This is a genomic window from Aquabacterium soli, from assembly GCF_003933735.1.
GTDB lineage: Bacteria > Pseudomonadota > Gammaproteobacteria > Burkholderiales > Burkholderiaceae_C > Aquabacterium > Aquabacterium soli.
Genome location: NZ_RSED01000006.1, coordinates 1 through 16,657, shown reverse-complemented (window position 1 = coordinate 16,657; position 16,657 = coordinate 1). Strand labels below are relative to the sequence as shown.

The following is a 16,657-nucleotide window of genomic DNA, read 5'->3' as shown; positions in this document are numbered from 1 at the left end:
TTCGCAGCCGCCTCACGTCGGCTTATCGGATGATGATGATCGACGCGCTGGCTGGCAAGGTGATCGGGAAGGTCACAGTGCTGCCGGTGCGCAGGTTCACGAATGAGTTGCAGTTCGCCTGGTTGACCGCCGGGCACGCAATGGTGCGGGTGTCTGCGCCTGTGGCCGTGTAAAAGCCGTAGGCCTCGCCATCGGTCCGGTAGGCCCTGAAGCTGCCCTGCAGATCCTTGTTGATCGCCTGCCAGTTGGCCAGGGTCATGTCGCTGATGGTGACATCGGTGCCGTAGTTGTAGACCAGGATGTCCGGCCGGTTCGGGTTGAGCGTTGCATAGCGGTTCAGGTCGAAGCTCGCCAACTGGCCGGTGGCCGCTGGGGCGTTCTGCACGATGTTCGGAATGGCCAATGTCGGAGCGCTGGTGGACTTGCTCGCAACCATCGCGTTGTTCTGGATCGTGTTGTTCACCATCTGGCCGTTGTAGTACTGCGATGTGGGGGCGCCCGTGAGATGGCTGTTCACGTCACGTACCGGGTCTTCCTGGAGCTTGAGGTTGAACGAACGGTTGCCAATCAGGCGATTGCCCTGGATCGTGTTGTTGAACGTCGTGTGCAGCATGATGCCGTAGCGCATGCCTGAGACGTAGTTGTTGCTCACGGTCACGCCGTTGACGAAGTCGTCCAGGTAAATGCCCCGCACATCGCCGTAGCCTTCGTGTGGCGTGCCGTCGGGGTTGGCGTTGCCCGTGACCACGATGTTGCCGTTGATGACCATGTTGTTGCTGGCCTTCACCGCAGTGTAGGGGGCTGTGCCAGGGGTGTTGCTCAGCTTCGTCGCGTCGTTTTGCGGCTGTGCCACATAGATGCCGCCACAGTCCTCGAAATCGGTGCAGCTGTTGAGCACGGTGTTGTATTGGATCGTGGTGCCGCTCTGGGCAATGATGCCGGCACTGGCCGAGTTGCTGACCGTGTTGTAGATGAAGGAGCCGCCAGTGCCCAGGTGCGCACCGGGCATGCCCAGGCCGTTCTGGCCTGAGTTGTTGATGGTGCTGAAGCTGACGTTGGCATTGACCACCGGTTGGGACGCGGTGGCCCCGCCCCGCGCATCACCCAGCCACAGGCCGTTGCCGAAGCTGTCCTGGATGTTTGCGCTGCGGATGGTGACGTTGCTGGAGTTCCAGATGGACATGCCGCGCCGACCGGAGCGCTTGACATCAAGCCTTTCCAGGGTGGCGGTGTTGGCGCCCGTGATGGAGATGGCATCACCAAAGGTCTCGCGTACCTCGATGTCCGAGATGGTGAAGTTGCTGACGTTCACGGCCGACACGCCACTGGCCAGCGTCGATGCCTGCAGAGGCTGACCGGCAGGCGATGCGCCATTGGGCATCCACACGTAGAGCTTGCTGACCGGGTTGGCGGCGGTGGCGGCCTCGAAGAACCACTCCCCCGGCGAATCCAGCATCCACAGCTTGTTCTCGAGCCAGTACCCGACACCGGCCGCGATGTCGTATTTCAGCACGAGCTCCCAGTCGTCCAGCAGCCACTTGGAAGTCAGGCCCAGCGCCGAGTTGCTGCCCGGCTTCCAGCCATCGACGGTGTACTCGAACAGGTCCGAGCCCACGGTGCGCACGAATGCCGTCGCGCCGACGATGTCCTGTCCGGCCAGGCCTGCATTGGTGCCGACGTTGAGGGTGGTGTAGTTGCCTGTTGCCGTGACCTTGTTGTAGCGGCTGCCCCCCGAGGTGCTGTTGGTGAAGGCGCCTTGCCCCACATTGGGAAAGCGAGCGCGCGTCAGGCGTGCACCATTGAGATGAAGGTGGCGGACGGCGCCAGTGCCGATGTTGGTTCCGGAGCCGTTCGTGACGGCCACCCAGATGTTCTGGCCGGGCTGGTAGCGCGTCCACGTCAGTGCGCCAGCGTTGCGCGCACCGCTGATCACGGGCTTGGGGGTGTTGGAGCCGTAGGCACCGTAGGTGACGCCCGACTTGACCTCCAGCGTCTCGTTCCAGACACCGCCGCGGTAGAAGAGCACGGTGTCTCCGGACACGGCGGTGCTGTTGACTTTTGCGATGGTCTTCCAGGGGAAGGAGTTGGAGGTGCCGCTGTTGCCGTCACCCCATGAGTTGGTGTTGACGTAGTAAGTGGCGGCGTGGGCGGTGTGGGTGCAGAAGGTGGCAACGGCCACAGCAGTGCAGCGTACGAAATGGCGCATGAGGTTCCCTGTCGATTGTTGGATGGCGCGGAGTGAGCAGCCATGAGTCGGCTCACATGTGTGACCATCGTCCATCAAACGAAGCGCCGGTACCTCCAGCGGTTTCCCTAGGTGAGCCGTAACACCACTGACATGCTCTGCCTCAGTTCAGCAACTCGGGACTCTGCCGGGGCGCATGCGCGCAGCGGCGATCACCGCCGTGGCGCAGATCGCTGCCACCAGCCAGTAGGTCTGCGAAAAGGCCGCCACCGAGCTGTTGTCGGTGGGGTGCACCGAGCGCAGCCGCCATTCCAGGAAGATGCTGACCACGCTGATGCCGATGGCCCCGCCCAACTGCCGCAGAAAGTTGATGTTGCTCACGGCCTGGGGCATCAGTGCGCCATCCATGCCCTTGAGCGAGCCCAGGCTCAGCGAGGGCAGCACCAGCCCCAGGCCCAGCCGGCCGATGGCGGCCCACAGCATCAGCACGGCCAGGGCCGTGCCAGGCTGCACCGTGCCCATCAGGGCGAAGGACACTGCCAGGCACACCAGGCCAGCGCAGACCAGGCGGTGCGGTGGCACGCGATCTGCCAGTCGGCCGGCCACGGGGATCACCACGGCCAGCACCAGGCCGGCGGGCAGCAGCGCCGCACCTGCGGCCGATGGGGTGAAGTGCAGCGCCGTCTGCATGAACACCGGTACCAGGTAGGTCGAGCCGAACAGCCCCATGCCATAGACAAAGGCCACCACGGCCCCCATCGCGAAGGCACGGGCCTGGAAGATGCGCAGGTCCACCAAGGGGTGCTCGACATGGCGGCAGTGGTGCACGAACCAGCCCATCACGCCCACGGCTGCCAGCAGCAGGACCAGGGTCACCAGATCAAATGCCTTGTGCAGGTGCGACAGGCCTTGCAGCAGGCATAGCACGGACACGGTGGCGAGCAGCAGTCCACGGAAATCAAAGGGCACGCGCGGCGGGTCCTCGTCGTCCGCGCTGGCCTGGCTGCCCAGGTCCGGCAGGTAGCGTTGGGCCAGCCCCAGGGCGACCACACAGAACGGCACCACCACGAAGAAAATCGAGCGCCATCCGAACTGCTCCACCAGCAAGCCGCCGATGGTCGGCCCCACGGCGGGCGCCAGCACCACCCCGAACGCGAAGATGCCCATGGCCTTGCCCCGCTCGGTGGGCTCGAAGGCCCGCATCACCATGATCGACGGGATGGGCTGCATCACGCCGGCGGCGATGCCCTCCACCACGCGCATGGCCAGCACGAGCTCGAAACTGCCGGCCAGCCCGCCAACCACCCCACCGATCAGCAGCAGGGCGCTCACGCCCATGTAGGTGAGCCGAAAGCCAAACCGCCCCAACAGCCAGGGCGTGGGCAGCATGGCCAGCGTCATGGCCGCCATGAAGCCGGCCGACACCCACTGCGCCTGAGCCTGCTCTATGTGGAAGTACTGCATCAGATCCGGCACGGCCACGTTCACGATGGTCGATGACATGATCGACGCGATGGTGCCGATCATCAGGGTGGCCAGGACCAGCCACCGCCAGCGCGGGCCGAAACGCCGCGACAGTGAGATGGCAGTGCGTTGATCAGGGGAGGGAGGGCTCATAGTCATTGCATGCGGCAGGGCTTTGCGGGCCTGTGGCGTGCACAGCTTGCCAGCTCAGGGCAATCTCACGTTGGCACAGGGGACACACACGAGGCGACGCGAAGGCGAAGTCTCACACACAAGATCATTGAGGAGATGACGATGCCCCATGCCCGCTCGCGTTGGTTGATGTGGTTGGCCGCTGGCCTGCTGATTGCGCTGGTTTCGGCCTGCAGTGTGTTGAGGCTGGCGTATGACCAGGCGCCCACGCTGGTGAGTTGGCGCATCAACAAGGCCCTGGATCTTCAAGGTGCGCAGCGAGACACTTCCCGCGCAGCGGTGCGGGAGTTCTTCGCATGGCAACGCAAGGCGCAGCTGCCTCAGATTGCCGCCTTCATGGAGCGCGCTCAGCACGAGGCCGTGGGCGACATCTCGCCGCAGCTGGCCTGTGAACGCCGTCTGGAGATCGAAGGCTGGCTGCGCGCCAGCGCTGATCGCGCAGCCCCCTTGATGGCTCGGGTGGTGGTGGGGCTCACACCCAAGCAGATCGAACACCTCGAAAAGCATTTCAAGGAAAAGGACGAAGACTTCGCGGATGACTTCCTGGACAAGGATGCCGACGATCGCCAGGAGGCCGCCGCCGAGTACGTCGAGAAATGGCTGGAGCGCTTTTATGGTCGGCTCGACAAGGACCAGCGGCGCCAGGTCGCCAGCGAGGTGGAGCGCCTGCCTTTTGACGCCGCCGCCGTCAATCAGCAGCGCCAACGTGTGCAGAACAACCTGATCGTCCTGCTGCGCAAGCTGCACGACCAGAAGGCCACGGCCGAGCAGGCCCAGGGGCCGATCCGTGCCTTGCTGCTCGATGCCATCCTGCCCAACGATCCACGCCAGAAGGCTGACATGCTGCGTTGGGCCAGTGCAGGCTGCCAGATGATGGCCTCGGTGCACAACCACACATCGCCCGAGCAGCGCCGCACCGTGATCGACCGCCTGAAGGGCTGGAGCGCCGACCTCACCGTGCTGTCGAAGGGCGCTGGGAGCTGAGTCGCATGGCCTCTGCCTGCAGCGTCTTCCAGAAGCGCGCATCCTGCGAGCTGGCGTAGTTGATGCGCATCAGCGTGCTGGGCTGGCGGTGGGCATGGAACAGGGCGCCCGGGGCGATCAGCCAGCCCGCCTCCAGCAAGGGGATCACCAGGCGTTCAGTGTCCACGCCCACGTCCACCCAGCCGAACAGGCCCTGCGGCGCCGAGAGCAGCTGGAAGCCGGCGCTGCGGATCAGCTGCATGCAGCGTGTGCGGGCCGCATCGAGTTGCGCCACTACGCGCTCGCAATGGCGCCGCATCAGGCCTTGCTCCAGGCACCAGGCGAGGGCCTGCTCCAGCAGCGGGGCCGTGGTCAGCGTGGTCAGCAGCTTGGTGTTGACGATGCGCTCCACCAGCCCTGGGGGCGCTGCGATGTAGCCCACGCGCCAGCTGGGTGACAAGGCCTTGGAGAAGCTGCCGACCAGGATGACGCGCTGCAGTTCATCGAGCACGGCCATCCGCGTGGCGTGCGGAGGTGCCAGGAAGCCATAGACATCGTCTTCCAGGATGTGGAAGTCATGCGCCTCGGCCAGCTTGAGCACCTGGTGCGCGTGTCCGGGCGACAGCATCGCGCTGGTAGGGTTGTGCAGCACGGACACGGTCACGTACAGCTTGGGAGCATGGCTTTGCGCCAGATGGGCCAGCACGGCCAGATCGGGCCCGTCCTGCCCGCGAGGCACTGGCAGGATGCGCATGCCCAGTTGCGCCAGGCGCGCAAACTCCACAGCCCAGCCCGGTTCGTCCACCAGCACGGCATCGCCTGGGCGCAGCAGCGTGCGGGACACCAGGTCCAGCGCCTGCGTGGCGCCCACGGTGGTGATGAACTGTTCGGGTGCGGCGCGCAAGCCCAGCTCTGCCATCCGGTGCGACAGCGCGTCGCGCAGGCGTTGATCACCCTGCGGTTCACCGTAATGCAGGCTCAAGGCTTCCAGCCGTTCGCCTTGCGTCACCTTGCGCAGTGCGGCCCCCAGCATGGCGGCATCCAGCCACGCTGGGGGCAGGGTGCCCAGACCCGGCATGGGGCGCGTGCCCGGCTCGTGGAACATGCCCCGGATCAGGGTGGTGGCATCGATGGGCGTGCTGGGCTGGAAAGGATGGGGCGCCGGCGTGGTGGCCCGTGCAGGACCTACGGGCTGCGCCCGCACGAAGAAGCCGCGTTGAGGCCGGGACTCCACCAGGCCGCGCGCCAGCAACTGGTCGTAGGCAGCGACCACGGTGTACGGGCTCACGCCATGTGTCTGCGCACAGGAGCGCACCGAGGGCAGCCGCGCCCCGGGCGACAGGTGGTGCTGGCGGATCATCTCTGCGAAGCGACCTGCCAGCTGTTCGGCCAGCGGCAGATCGCTGTCCCGTGAAAGCGGAGGGGCTGCGAAGGCGGTGCTCATGGTCACGGCAGATTCTGTATTGGTTTTGATGCCAGCACAGTCAGGAATCTGATATGGCAATCTGTACTGGTTCTGTATTGGTGTTGTCGATAGAGTGCCACAGAGCACCCCACAAAGACAAGGATCACCACATGACCTTCGCCCTGGCAAGCCGTACTCGGCGCATGAACCCTTCGGCCATCCGCGACATCCTCAAGGTGACCGAACGCCCCGGCATCCTGTCGATGGCAGGCGGCCTGCCTGCGCCAGAGGCCTTTCCGGTGGAGGCGATTCGCCGGGGGTGTGACCGGGTGCTGGGCACGCAGGGGCCAGCCGCACTGCAGTACGCCACCAGCGAGGGCTTGCCGGGCCTGCGCGAGTGGGTGGCGCAGCACCTGTCACGCCCCGGCTGGCAGATCGACCCGTCACACGTGCTGATCACCACGGGGTCACAGCAGGGCCTGGATCTTTTGGGCAAGGTGCTGCTGGACCCCGGCGCGCAGGTGCTGGTGGAGCAGCCGACCTACCTGGGGGCGTTGCAGGCCTTCACGCCCTACGAGCCGGACGTGATGGCGTGGGCATCCGATGAGGACGGCCCCCTGCCTGAAGCCCTGGCGGGCGATCCAGGCCCAGCTGTGGCCTATCTGATCCCCAATTTCCAGAACCCGGGCGGACAGTGTCTGGGCGAGCTGCGCCGCATGGCCTTGGCGCAGTCCCTGCGCCGGGGACACACACTGCTGATCGAAGACGACCCCTACGGCGCGCTCTGGTACGACACCCCACCGCCCGCGCCTCTGGCCAGCCGCGCACCGCAGCAGGTGGTCTACCTGGGATCGTTCTCCAAGGTGCTCTCACCGGGGCTGCGTGTGGGCTACATGGTGATGCCCAGTGGCGAGGGCGATTCCGCACGTGCCCTGCGCAGCAAGCTCCTGCAGGCCAAGCAGGCTTGTGACCTGCACACGCCTGGGCTCAACCAGCGCCTGATCCTCGATCTGCTACAAGGCGATTTCAACCTGGACGCTCACCTGTGCGCAGTGCGTGAGCGCTACCGCATCCAGCGTGACGTGATGGCCCATGCCCTGGCCACCTGCCTGCCGCATGGCTGCCGCTGGCGGGTGCCGCCTGGCGGCATGTTCTTCTGGGTTGAAGCGCCCGAGCATGTCGATACCCTGGCGAGGCTGCCGCAAGCGGTGGAGGCAGGCGTTGCCTATGTGCCTGGCGCCCCGTTCTTTTCATCGGTTGATGCCGCGAGGCAGAACGCGCTGCGCCTGTCCTTCGTGACCCTGGCACCGGCACAGATCCATGAGGCGGTGGCCCGGCTGGCGCCTTGCCTGGTTTGATGGAGGGCGCTGGATGGCACATGGGTGCCGGGGCTGGTACCCTTGGGGTTTGTCCGAATCCCGGCCTGTGCCGGGCAAACACCCGTGTTTGACCGAGAACTCGAATCCCTGGCCCAGGCCCATCTGCTGCGCCGCCGTCGCGTTGTGGCGCCCTTGCTGCCCCCGCAGGACCTGGCAGCCGACCAGGAGCATCTGCGCGGTACCACCTACCTGATCAATGGGCAGCAGCGCCTGTCCTTCGGCAGCAATGACTACCTGGGCCTGTCGCAGCATCCCATGGTGATCGCAGCCGCGCAGCAGGCCGCCAGCCGCTACGGCGTGGGTGCCACCGCCTCGCCGCTGGTGTGCGGCCACAGCCCTGCACACGAAGCGCTTGAAGAAGAGCTGGCCCGCCTGGTGGGCCTGCCCCGCGCGCTGTACTTCTACGCGGGTTATGCCGCCAACGTAGGCCTGGTGCCCGCGCTGGTGGGCAAGGGCGATGCGATCTTCTCCGATGTGCTCAACCATGCCTGCCTGATCGATGGTGCGCGCCTGTCGCGGGCAGACATCCATGTGTTCGCGCACCGCGATCTGAATGCACTGGCGCAGGCCCTGGCCGAGAGCACGGCCGAGCGCAAGCTGGTGATCACCGACGCCGTGTTCAGCATGGACGGCACCATCGCCGATGTGCCCGCATTGCTCACGCTGTGCGAGCAGCACGATGCCTGGCTGCTGATCGACGATGCCCATGGCTTCGGCGTGCTGGGCGCCCATGGCGAAGGCGCACTGGCGCATTGGGGCATCGCCACGATGGACGGGGTGGCGCCCGCATGGCAGGGCCGCCTGGACCGCCTGGTCTACATGGCCACGCTGGGCAAGGCGGCTGGTGTGGCCGGGGCCTTTGTGGCGGGGCACCCCGATGTGGTCGAGTGGATCATGCAGAAGGCGCGGACCTACATGTTCGCCACAGCCGCGCCCGCCATGATCGCAGAGGCCTTGCGTGCGTCGGTGGGCCTGATCGCCACCGAGGGTTGGCGCCGCACGCATCTGGCTTCTCTGCGTGAGCAGTTGCGCACCGGCCTGGCGCAGGCCGTGCCCTGGGATCTGTGGCCCTCGGACACGGCCATCCAGCCCCTGGTGATCGGCCGCAACGAGGCCGCGCTGCTGGTCATGGGCGCGCTGGACCGCTCAGGCGTGTGGGTGCCCGCCATCCGGCCACCCACGGTGCCCAAGGGCACGGCGCGATTGCGTATCTCGCTGTCATCCGCTCATACCGAGGGTCAGGTGACGCAGCTGATCGAAGCGCTGGTGGAGGCCGCACGCTGATGCCGGCCTTGCTGACGGTTCGGCTCATGCGGCCCGAGGATCTGCAGGCCATCGCCGAGATCCAGGCGCAGTGCTATCCGCCCGAAATGAACGAACCGCCTGGTCTGCTGGCTGCTCGGCTGGCAGCGTGCCCGGACACGGCCTGGGTGGCAGTGGATGCGACCGACCGGCCTGGCGCCTACCTGGTGGCTTACCGCACCTTACTGGGCAAGGTGTCGTCGCTGGGCGCCGCCTTCGAGCACCATGCGCAGCCCGATGGGCTCTACCTGCACGATCTGGCCATTGGCCGTGCGCTGCGTGGGCAAGGCGTGGCGCAGACGCTGGTGTCGCACGCACGTGAGCAGGCTTCTCGATGGGCCCTGGCCGGGCTGGCGCTGGTGTCGGTCAATGACACGGTGGCGTTCTGGCGCGGGCAGGGCTTCGAGGTGGCGCACGTGTCGCCTGAAGGGCAGGCCGCCTTGGGCACCTACTGGGGTACGGCGGTGTACATGCGGGCTTGAGAGGCCCCGCTCCTCGGTCTGATCACTTCAGATAAGAGCGCAGCACGCCCAGCAGGGCATCCACCTCGTCCTGCCGCTGTGCAGGGCTCAGGCCCTCGGCCCCCAGGTGCTCTCGAACGTGTCCTTCCAGCACCTCAGTCATCAAGCCGTTGACGGCGCCACGGATGGCGGCGATCTGTTGCAGCACGGCCAGGCATTCGCCTTCTTCTGCCAGGGCGCGCTCCAATGCATCCGCTTGCCCCTTGATACGGCGGACGCGGGTGATCAAGCGGTTTTTCCCTGTCGCGGTGTGTGCCATGGCCGCATTCTAGCGTCGGCCCAATATACTGGGGGGGAGTATCAACGCCAGCCTTGAATCCATGAACTCAGCCCCCGCCTCGCCTGCCTGCCAGCACCCGCATGTGTTCGACCGCGACAATCCGCTGGCAGAGCGCAACACGCGCTGGGCCCTGATGCTGACCGTGGTGATGATGGTGGCCGAGATCACGGGGGGCTGGCTGTTCGGGTCGATGGCTTTGCTGGTCGATGGTTGGCACATGAGCTCGCATGCGGTGGCCCTGGGCCTGTCGGTGGCCGCCTATGTGGCGGCCCGTCGGCTGGCACGTGATCAGCGTTTCACCTTCGGCACCTGGAAGATCGAGGTGCTGGGCGGCTACACCAGCGCCATCCTGCTGGTAGGCGTGGCGGTGCTGATGGTGTGGCAGTCGGTCGAGCGGCTCATCAGCCCCACGGCCATCCATTACGACGAGGCCCTGGTGGTGGGCGCCGTGGGCCTGGTGGTGAACCTGGTGTGCGCATGGCTGCTGCGAGACGGCCACCACCACCATCACCACGACGATCATCATGAGCACCATGACCACCACCACGGTGATCACGCCGATGCACATGAAGACCTGAACCTGCGGGCCGCCTACCTGCACGTGGTGGCCGATGCGGCCACGTCGGTGCTGGCCATCGCGGCGCTGTTCGGCGGCAAGCTGTGGGGTGCGGATTGGCTGGATCCGGTGATGGGGCTGGTGGGCGCCGTGCTGATCACGGTGTGGGCCGTGGGCCTGATCAAGGACACCGGACGTGGCCTGCTGGATGCGGACATGGATGCACCGGTGGTCGACGAGATCCGCGAGGCGATCGAAGAGGGGCCGATCCCGGCACGCCTGTGCGATCTGCATGTGTGGCGCGTGGGCCCTGGGCGCTACGCCTGCATCGTGTCGCTCACCACGCCGTCAACCGATGCCCAACCTGAGGATTTCAAGCGATTGCTGCGCGTGCATGAAGAACTGGTGCACCTTTCAGTCGAGGTGAATCGGGCTCAGGCTTGAGGGATGCTCGACCTCACGATGCCCTGAACGTGCTGCTCATCACGAACTCATAGCGCTCGGGGCGCACGTAGAAATGGGTGTGGTCGGCGCATGCACCCGATGTGAAATACGAGGTGCGCCGCATGACGAGCAGCGCATCACCCTCAGAGATCTTCAAGGTGTCGGCCAGGCGCTGATCAGCCCGCTGAGCCAGGATGGCGATGTCTGCCCGCGCGGGCGCTTCGCCCATCCTGTCGGCCAGCAGGCTGTAGGCTGGTTGCCGCTCAACCTCGTTCCAGCTGAAGGTGTGCAGCTTGTGGGGCAGGTAGCTGTCGCCCAGTGCGACAGGTTCGCCATCCACCAGATGCAGTCGCTGCACGAAGAGGCCCTTGGCCGCGGGCGCGAAACGCTGGCGCACATCGTCAGGCAGCGTGACCACCTTCTTCTCCAGCAGGCGCATGGTGGCTTTCAGGCCCTGCAGCTTCAGTGACTCATGGAAGCTGCGCAACGTGTCCAGGCCATGGCGCACCTGTCGGCCGGCCACATAGCTGCCCTTGCCCTGCTTGCGCACCACCGCCCCTTCGCTCACCAGCTTGTCCAGCGCCAGGCGCACCGTGACGCGGCTGACACCGAAGCGCTCGCCGATCCCGGATTCAGACGGCAGGCGCCCGGTGGGTTCGTACAGGCCCGCTTCCATTTCTTCCAGCAGACGCGTGGCGATCTGCTCGTACAGCGAGGTGGCGTTCTCTCGTGACAGAGGGGTGTGAAGCACGGAGTTAGCAGGTTTGCTCATATGTTCATGCGCCATCCGCATAGCGGCAACTTGTATTAGAACGTATTATTAACTCGAAAGAGGCGTCAGATGCAAGCGCCAACAGGCCCTCCATTCGACCATGCCGAACGCACCACACCACAGCCCTTCAAGGCCAGCGCCTGCTGCGTTGAGCCTGTCCGATGTCGACTTCTCCTACGCGGGCGCCCAGACCGTGTTCCAGGGGCTCAAGCTGGCCGTGTCGCCGGGAGAGTTCGTGGTCCTGCTGGGGCCATCGGGTTGTGGCAAGTCGACGCTGCTCAATCTGCTGTCGGGTTTCATGGCACCTGACCGTGGGGCGGTGCGAGTCAACGCACATGAGGTCTATCCCGAGATGCCGGAGCTGGGCTACGTGTTCCAGGCGCCGCAACTCTTCCCTTGGCTGAACGTGCTGGACAACGTGCGCTTCGGCTTGAAGATGGTGGCAGCCTTGCCGGCGGGGGAGCAGGTTGCCAAGGCCATGCATTACCTGCGCCTGGTCGGGCTGGACGACGCCGCGCACAAGTGGCCTCACCAGCTGTCGGGCGGCATGCGCCAGCGCGTCTCACTTGCGAGAGCCCTGGCACCCGAGCCGTCCTTGCTGCTGGCCGACGAGCCCTTCGCCGCACTGGATGTCATGAGCCGGCGCCACATGAACGAGGAACTGTTGCGCCTGTGGTCCGAGCTGGGCCAGACCGTGGTGTTCGTCACCCACGACATCGACGAGGCCGTGTTCCTGGCCGATCGCGTGGTGGTGCTCGGCCGGGCGCCGCAAGGCATCGACAGTGAACTCCACATCGACCTGCCGCGTCCGCGGCGCGTGCTGCAAACCAGCCGCCTGCCTCGTTTCCTTGAATACCGCGATCACCTGCTCGATCGCATCGATCACGTCACCCGGATTCCAGCATGAAGTCCAACATGAACCATCGCCGTCAAACCCTCCTGGCCCTGGCATTCGCCGCGGCGATCGCTTTCCACGCCCTGCCTGCGCGGGCCCAGGCCAAGCCACTGCGCGTCGGCTGGGTGTTCGCGATGGCCAATGCGCCGGCCGTCATCGCGGAGCAGAAGCGCTTCTTCGCCGATGAAGGCCTGAACGTGGAGATCAAGTCCTTTGGTGACGGACCCGTGCTGCAGCAGGCCCTGGCGGCCGGTGAGCTGGATGTGGCCTATGTGGGCGCGCCTCCTGTGTACCAGTGGTTCTCGCGCGGGCTGGATGCCCGCATCCTGGCCAAGGTGAACCATGGCCAGGCCGCCATCATCAGCCAGGCCTCGGCGCCGATCAGGACGGTGGCCGATCTGCGCGGCAAACGGCTGGCCTCGGTGGCCAAGGGCAGCGGCATGGATGTGCTGCTGCGTGGCTTCGTGCTCAAGGACCAGGCCAGGCTGGATCCGGAGAAGGATCTGGACATCCTGCCCATGCCGCCAGCCAACATGAATGCCGCGCTGGACCGCAACGTGGCCGATGCCGCCTTCCTGTGGGAGCCTTTCGTGTCGCAGGCTTTGCTGCGCGGCAACAGCCGCCTGGTGCTGGACTTGAACCAGGCCTTGCCCCAGTACCCCTGGTACGTGGTGATGGCGCCCAGCAGCACGCTCAAGGAGCGTGGGGGCGACGTGGTCAAGCTGCTGCGCGCACACCACAAGGCCATCGCCTTCCTCAAGGACCGTCCTGCGGAGAGCAACCAGATCATCGCCCAGGCCTTCAAGCTCGAAGCGGTCCAGTCGCCCGATGGCAAGGCCATTGCGCCCGAAATCATCGTGCAGGAGGCCCGCAAACGCCTGGGCTGGTCTGATCAGCTGGAGGCGACCGATCTGCGCTTCATCCAGCGCCTGATGGATTATTCGCTGGCCCTGGGCTTCATCGCCAAACCGCTGAAGGTGGATCAGGTGGTGGACCAGTCCTACTGGCTGAAGGCCAACGCCGGATCGGTGCGATGACTGCCGTTTTGCAGAACCATTCCGTGCCGCCACGGAGATCGCTGCGCATCCGGTGGCGGCGCGGGCTGGCGTGGGCATCGTTGCCGCTGATCCTGGTGGCCTGGATGGTCCTGGCCACCAGGGTGCCGTCCTATGTGCTGCCGCAGCCCTGGGAGGTGCTCCGTGAAGCCGGCCGGTGGTGGCAGGACGGCAGCCTGCCCAAGCACCTGGGCGCCAGCCTGCTGCGTGAACTGAGCGGCTTCAGCCTGGCTGCGGTGCTGGCCCTGGGCCTGGGGGCCGCCATGGGGCTGTCCCAGGGCTTTCGTGTGTTCATGGGGCCGGTCAACAGCCTGTTCATGTCGATCCCGCCCATTGCCTGGACGCCGCTGATCATCCTCTTCCTGGGGCTGAGCGATGTCTCCATGGTGGCCGTGATCGTGATGGCGGCCGTGTTCCCCATGGCCATCACCGTGCAGGAGGGTGTGCAGTCCATCCAGGGCGGCGAGGTGCGTGCCGCGCGCACGCTGGGCGCCTCGCGCCAGCAGTTGCTGCGCCACGTCTACCTGCCCGCCTGCCTGCCCTTCGTCACCGCCGCCTTGCGCATCGGTTTCAGCCAGGCCTGGCGCGCGCTGGTGGCGGCCGAGATGATCGGTGCTTCCAAGGGCATCGGGTGGATGGTGTCCACCGGTGGGCAGATCGGCAACAGCAGCCAGGTGCTGCTGGGCATCTCCCTGATCGGCCTCATTGCCTGGCTCACCGAGAGCCTGGTGTTCCGCCGTCTTGAAAAGCGCTACAGCCACTGGCGTGGCCAGTGAAACATGTCTTTGAAGAACCACCCCATGAGCAATGCCTTCGACCCGGGCCGAGAAGCCGGCCACTACATCGCCCCTCGAGGGCTCTATGAGCAAAACAAGGGCAAGCCCTTTCTGGGGCGTTTCACCTGCGAGCGGCGTCAACTGGTGGCCGGTGAGTGGACGGAGCTGACCTTGGTGTACGAGGTGGGCGCGTCGGGCCTGGCCGACGGGGCCTGGCTCAAGCTGGCCTTCAAGTTCTACTCCGATTGGGCCTTGTTCCAGACCTCGGATCCGCGTGCGGCCAATTTCGTGTCGGCCGAATACCAGGCCGGCCCTCTGGTGCCAGGGCAGAGCCCGGCCACGGTGCAGCACCTCAAGGTGCGTTTCGACCAGAAGGGCCACGAGCGGCCGTTCCAGAAGGCCGTGCTGATCGACATCGTGGATGGCTACCTCAACCCCGGTGACCGCATCACCATCCGCCTGGGCGACCGACGCCATGGTGGGGCGGGCACCCGCGTGCAGAGCTTTGTCGAGAAGGATTTTCGCTTCCGCATGTTCATCGACCCCCTGGGCAGTTCCAAGTTTGCCGAGGTGCCGGGTGACTGCCTGCTCGACATCGTCGCCGGGCCACCCGCCACCCTGAAAGTGATCGCGCCGCGCCTGGTGGGGTTGAATGAATCCTTCGACGCCATCGTGCGCCTGGACGATGCATGGGGCAACACCTGCCAGGACATGCCGCTGGCGGGCACCCTGGTTCTCCAGGGCCCTGAAGGCCAGCAAGAGACGCAGGCCTTCGAGCTGGCGGGGCAGGGCTGGGCGGTGGCGCGCCTGCCTGCGCACCGTCTGGCTTTGCCGGGCGAATGGAAGCTGGCGGCCGAGGTGCCGCATCCTCGGCTCCACCTGAAGGGTGATGCCTACGTCAATGCATCGGACCTGTCGGATCTTCGCCCCCTGTACGCGGATCTGCACGTGCACTCCGATGACACCATCGGCACCAACGACACGCTCTACAACCTAGGCTATGGCCGTGATGTGGCCGGCCTGGATGTGCTGGGCTACACCGCCAACGATTTCAACATCACCGAGGCCCGCTGGAACAAGGCCGTCGAGCTGATCCACTCGCTCAATGAGCCAGGCCGCTTCGTGTGCTACCCCGGTACCGAGTGGTGCGGCAACTCGGCGGCGGGGGGCGATCGCAACATCGTGTTCCTGGGCGAAGGCAAGCCGCGCTTCCCCTTCGACGAGCAGGGGCGCCTGATGCGCAGTTTCGAATGGAACGAGTTCACCCAGGGCACCATCCGCCCGGGCACCTGGCCCGTGGACGACCTGTACGCCGCCTATGCGGATGACCCCGAGTGCCACCTGATGATCCCGCACGTGGGAGGGCGCCGCTGCAATCTTGATTGGCATCACCCGCAACTGGAGCGCCTGGTGGAGGTGGGCTCGGCCTGGGGGCAGTTCCACTGGGTGTATGCAGAGGCTCTGGCCCGCGGTTACCGCGTCGGTGCGGTGGCCAACAGCGACGAGCACCAGGGCCGTTGCGGCGGCGGTGTGCCGGCCACGGCCGTGTTTGGTTCGCGGGGTGGGCTGACCGGTGTGCTGGCGAGCCGTTTCGACCGGCAGGGTGTGGGCCAGGCGCTGCGTGCCCGGCGCACCTTCGCGACCACGGGGGAGCGCAGTTTCGCATCGCTGAGGCTGGGTGCCCATTGGATGGGAGAGGTGTGCGAGGCCGATGGCGCCGCCTCTCTGAGCTACCGCCTGCTGGGCGAGGCCGGTTGGGAGAACGTGCGCCTCTACCGCGGCGACCAGTGCATCTGGGAGCGGGACATGCACCAGGAGCTGGGCTGGTGCGACACGCGTGTGCGCATCCGTGTGGGCGGAGCCCGCATCAAGGACCGCTACCGAGGTGCCTACTGGGATGGGCACATCGAGGTGCTGGGCACCTCCCTGCGGGCGGTCGACACGCACGGCTTCGACCACCCCGAGCAGACGCACTGGCGCGAGGACACGACGACCTTGCGCTTCAAGACCGCCACGCACGGCGACACCGACAGCATCGAGCTGACCCTGGGTGCCCTGCGCGATGCACGCATCACGGTGAAGGCGCACATTGATGGGTATGTGAAGGTGGGCAGCCCCCTGAAGCGCCAGCCCTTCGTGCATGCGCCCGAAGTCCAGCTCAGCATCAGTGGCGCAGAACTGCTGGCGAAAGGCCATGTGCGGGAGGAACTGCCCGGTACCGAACTCATGTTGAGCATCGAGCGGATCACCGATCAGCCCTTGCCTCGTGAGATCTCGGGGGACATTGACCTGGACGGACTTGGACTGGAGGCGGGCAGGGAGCATCCCCTGTTCATCACGGCGCGCCAGCGGGATCAGTCGCGGGTATGGACGTCCGCCCTGTTCGTCACCGTTCCACGATAAAAAAAGGGCCCCGTGAGGGGCCCTTGGAAGGCGCAAACTCGCGGTTGCGCGCCAGGAGGAGACAA

At 65.9% G+C, this 16,657-nt stretch carries 14 protein-coding genes; 9 read left to right on the top strand and 5 right to left on the bottom strand.

Going from position 1 to position 16,657, the window contains the following annotated elements; translation table 11 throughout:
- Positions 1 to 22: 22 nt before the first annotated feature.
- Together EIP75_RS08700 and EIP75_RS08695 are read right to left on the bottom strand one after the other, a co-directional pair.
- Positions 23 to 2,206, bottom strand: coding sequence for a right-handed parallel beta-helix repeat-containing protein (locus EIP75_RS08700; protein WP_158622785.1), 2,184 nt, complete (start codon positions 2,204 to 2,206; stop codon positions 23 to 25).
- Positions 2,207 to 2,353: 147 nt separating this feature from the next.
- Positions 2,354 to 3,802: a DHA2 family efflux MFS transporter permease subunit gene (locus tag EIP75_RS08695; RefSeq protein ID WP_125242874.1), complete on the bottom strand. Its 1,449-nt coding sequence runs from the start codon at positions 3,800 to 3,802 to the stop codon at positions 2,354 to 2,356.
- A 141-nt stretch (positions 3,803 to 3,943) separates the two neighbouring features.
- On the opposite strand from EIP75_RS08695, the gene EIP75_RS08690 reads away from it, so the two are divergent.
- Positions 3,944 to 4,825, top strand: a complete 882-nt coding sequence (locus EIP75_RS08690) for a DUF6279 family lipoprotein (RefSeq protein WP_125242873.1) — start codon at positions 3,944 to 3,946, stop codon at positions 4,823 to 4,825.
- On the opposite strand, the gene EIP75_RS08685 is transcribed toward EIP75_RS08690, so the two are convergent.
- Positions 4,794 to 6,248: an aminotransferase-like domain-containing protein gene (locus EIP75_RS08685; RefSeq protein WP_125242872.1), complete on the bottom strand. Its 1,455-nt coding sequence runs from the start codon at positions 6,246 to 6,248 to the stop codon at positions 4,794 to 4,796. The two genes, EIP75_RS08690 and EIP75_RS08685, sit on opposite strands and share 32 nt — an antisense overlap.
- A gap of 131 nt (positions 6,249 to 6,379) precedes the next feature.
- On the opposite strand from EIP75_RS08685, the gene EIP75_RS08680 reads away from it, so the two are divergent.
- From EIP75_RS08680 to EIP75_RS08670, 3 genes are all read left to right on the top strand, one after another.
- Positions 6,380 to 7,567: an aminotransferase-like domain-containing protein gene (locus tag EIP75_RS08680; RefSeq protein WP_125242871.1), complete on the top strand. Its 1,188-nt coding sequence runs from the start codon at positions 6,380 to 6,382 to the stop codon at positions 7,565 to 7,567.
- A gap of 84 nt (positions 7,568 to 7,651) precedes the next feature.
- Complete coding sequence (gene bioF / locus EIP75_RS08675) at positions 7,652 to 8,872, top strand: 8-amino-7-oxononanoate synthase (RefSeq protein ID WP_420797154.1); 1,221 nt, start codon at positions 7,652 to 7,654, stop codon at positions 8,870 to 8,872.
- Positions 8,872 to 9,372: a GNAT family N-acetyltransferase gene (locus EIP75_RS08670; protein ID WP_125242870.1), complete on the top strand. Its 501-nt coding sequence runs from the start codon at positions 8,872 to 8,874 to the stop codon at positions 9,370 to 9,372. The genes bioF and EIP75_RS08670 overlap by 1 nt, the downstream gene beginning before the upstream one ends.
- Positions 9,373 to 9,394: 22 nt before the next feature.
- Here EIP75_RS08670 and EIP75_RS08665 read toward each other — a convergent pair whose 3' ends face one another.
- On the bottom strand, positions 9,395 to 9,670 hold the full coding sequence (locus EIP75_RS08665; protein WP_125242869.1) for a metal/formaldehyde-sensitive transcriptional repressor: 276 nt from the start codon (positions 9,668 to 9,670) through the stop codon (positions 9,395 to 9,397).
- Positions 9,671 to 9,731: 61 nt separating this feature from the next.
- Between EIP75_RS08665 and dmeF the strand changes: the two genes are divergently transcribed.
- Positions 9,732 to 10,691 carry a CDF family Co(II)/Ni(II) efflux transporter DmeF gene (dmeF, locus tag EIP75_RS08660; protein WP_125242868.1) on the top strand — a complete coding sequence of 320 codons (960 nt, stop codon included), beginning with the start codon at positions 9,732 to 9,734 and terminating at the stop codon, positions 10,689 to 10,691.
- A gap of 13 nt (positions 10,692 to 10,704) precedes the next feature.
- On the opposite strand, the gene EIP75_RS08655 is transcribed toward dmeF, so the two are convergent.
- Complete coding sequence (locus EIP75_RS08655; RefSeq protein ID WP_125242867.1) at positions 10,705 to 11,463, bottom strand: GntR family transcriptional regulator; 759 nt, start codon at positions 11,461 to 11,463, stop codon at positions 10,705 to 10,707.
- 100 nt (positions 11,464 to 11,563) lie between these two features.
- Here EIP75_RS08655 and EIP75_RS08650 point away from each other — a divergent pair, with 100 nt between their 5' ends.
- The 4 genes from EIP75_RS08650 to EIP75_RS08635 are packed head-to-tail and all read left to right on the top strand — an operon-like array spanning position 11,564 to position 16,592.
- Positions 11,564 to 12,370, top strand: coding sequence for an ABC transporter ATP-binding protein (locus EIP75_RS08650; protein WP_125242866.1), 807 nt, complete (start codon positions 11,564 to 11,566; stop codon positions 12,368 to 12,370).
- A gap of 8 nt (positions 12,371 to 12,378) precedes the next feature.
- Positions 12,379 to 13,395 carry an ABC transporter substrate-binding protein gene (locus EIP75_RS08645; RefSeq protein ID WP_125242865.1) on the top strand — a complete coding sequence of 339 codons (1,017 nt, stop codon included), beginning with the start codon at positions 12,379 to 12,381 and terminating at the stop codon, positions 13,393 to 13,395.
- Positions 13,392 to 14,189: an ABC transporter permease gene (locus EIP75_RS08640; protein WP_125242864.1), complete on the top strand. Its 798-nt coding sequence runs from the start codon at positions 13,392 to 13,394 to the stop codon at positions 14,187 to 14,189. Before EIP75_RS08645 ends, EIP75_RS08640 begins: the two co-directional genes overlap by 4 nt.
- Before the next feature lie 24 nt (positions 14,190 to 14,213).
- Positions 14,214 to 16,592, top strand: coding sequence for a PHP domain-containing protein (locus EIP75_RS08635; RefSeq protein WP_125242863.1), 2,379 nt, complete (start codon positions 14,214 to 14,216; stop codon positions 16,590 to 16,592).
- Positions 16,593 to 16,657: the final 65 nt, after the last annotated feature.

Coding starts and splice junctions, on each gene's coding strand:
- EIP75_RS08700 (WP_158622785.1), bottom strand. CDS start 2,206: ATGCGCCATTTCGTACGCTGCACTGCTGTGGCCGTTGCCACCTTCTGC.
- EIP75_RS08695 (WP_125242874.1), bottom strand. CDS start 3,802: ATGAGCCCTCCCTCCCCTGATCAACGCACTGCCATCTCACTGTCGCGG.
- EIP75_RS08690 (WP_125242873.1), top strand. CDS start 3,944: ATGCCCCATGCCCGCTCGCGTTGGTTGATGTGGTTGGCCGCTGGCCTG.
- EIP75_RS08685 (WP_125242872.1), bottom strand. CDS start 6,248: ATGAGCACCGCCTTCGCAGCCCCTCCGCTTTCACGGGACAGCGATCTG.
- EIP75_RS08680 (WP_125242871.1), top strand. CDS start 6,380: ATGACCTTCGCCCTGGCAAGCCGTACTCGGCGCATGAACCCTTCGGCC.
- EIP75_RS08670 (WP_125242870.1), top strand. CDS start 8,872: ATGCCGGCCTTGCTGACGGTTCGGCTCATGCGGCCCGAGGATCTGCAG.
- EIP75_RS08665 (WP_125242869.1), bottom strand. CDS start 9,670: ATGGCACACACCGCGACAGGGAAAAACCGCTTGATCACCCGCGTCCGC.
- dmeF (WP_125242868.1), top strand. CDS start 9,732: ATGAACTCAGCCCCCGCCTCGCCTGCCTGCCAGCACCCGCATGTGTTC.
- EIP75_RS08655 (WP_125242867.1), bottom strand. CDS start 11,463: ATGAGCAAACCTGCTAACTCCGTGCTTCACACCCCTCTGTCACGAGAG.
- EIP75_RS08650 (WP_125242866.1), top strand. CDS start 11,564: ATGCCGAACGCACCACACCACAGCCCTTCAAGGCCAGCGCCTGCTGCG.
- EIP75_RS08645 (WP_125242865.1), top strand. CDS start 12,379: ATGAACCATCGCCGTCAAACCCTCCTGGCCCTGGCATTCGCCGCGGCG.
- EIP75_RS08640 (WP_125242864.1), top strand. CDS start 13,392: ATGACTGCCGTTTTGCAGAACCATTCCGTGCCGCCACGGAGATCGCTG.
- EIP75_RS08635 (WP_125242863.1), top strand. CDS start 14,214: ATGAGCAATGCCTTCGACCCGGGCCGAGAAGCCGGCCACTACATCGCC.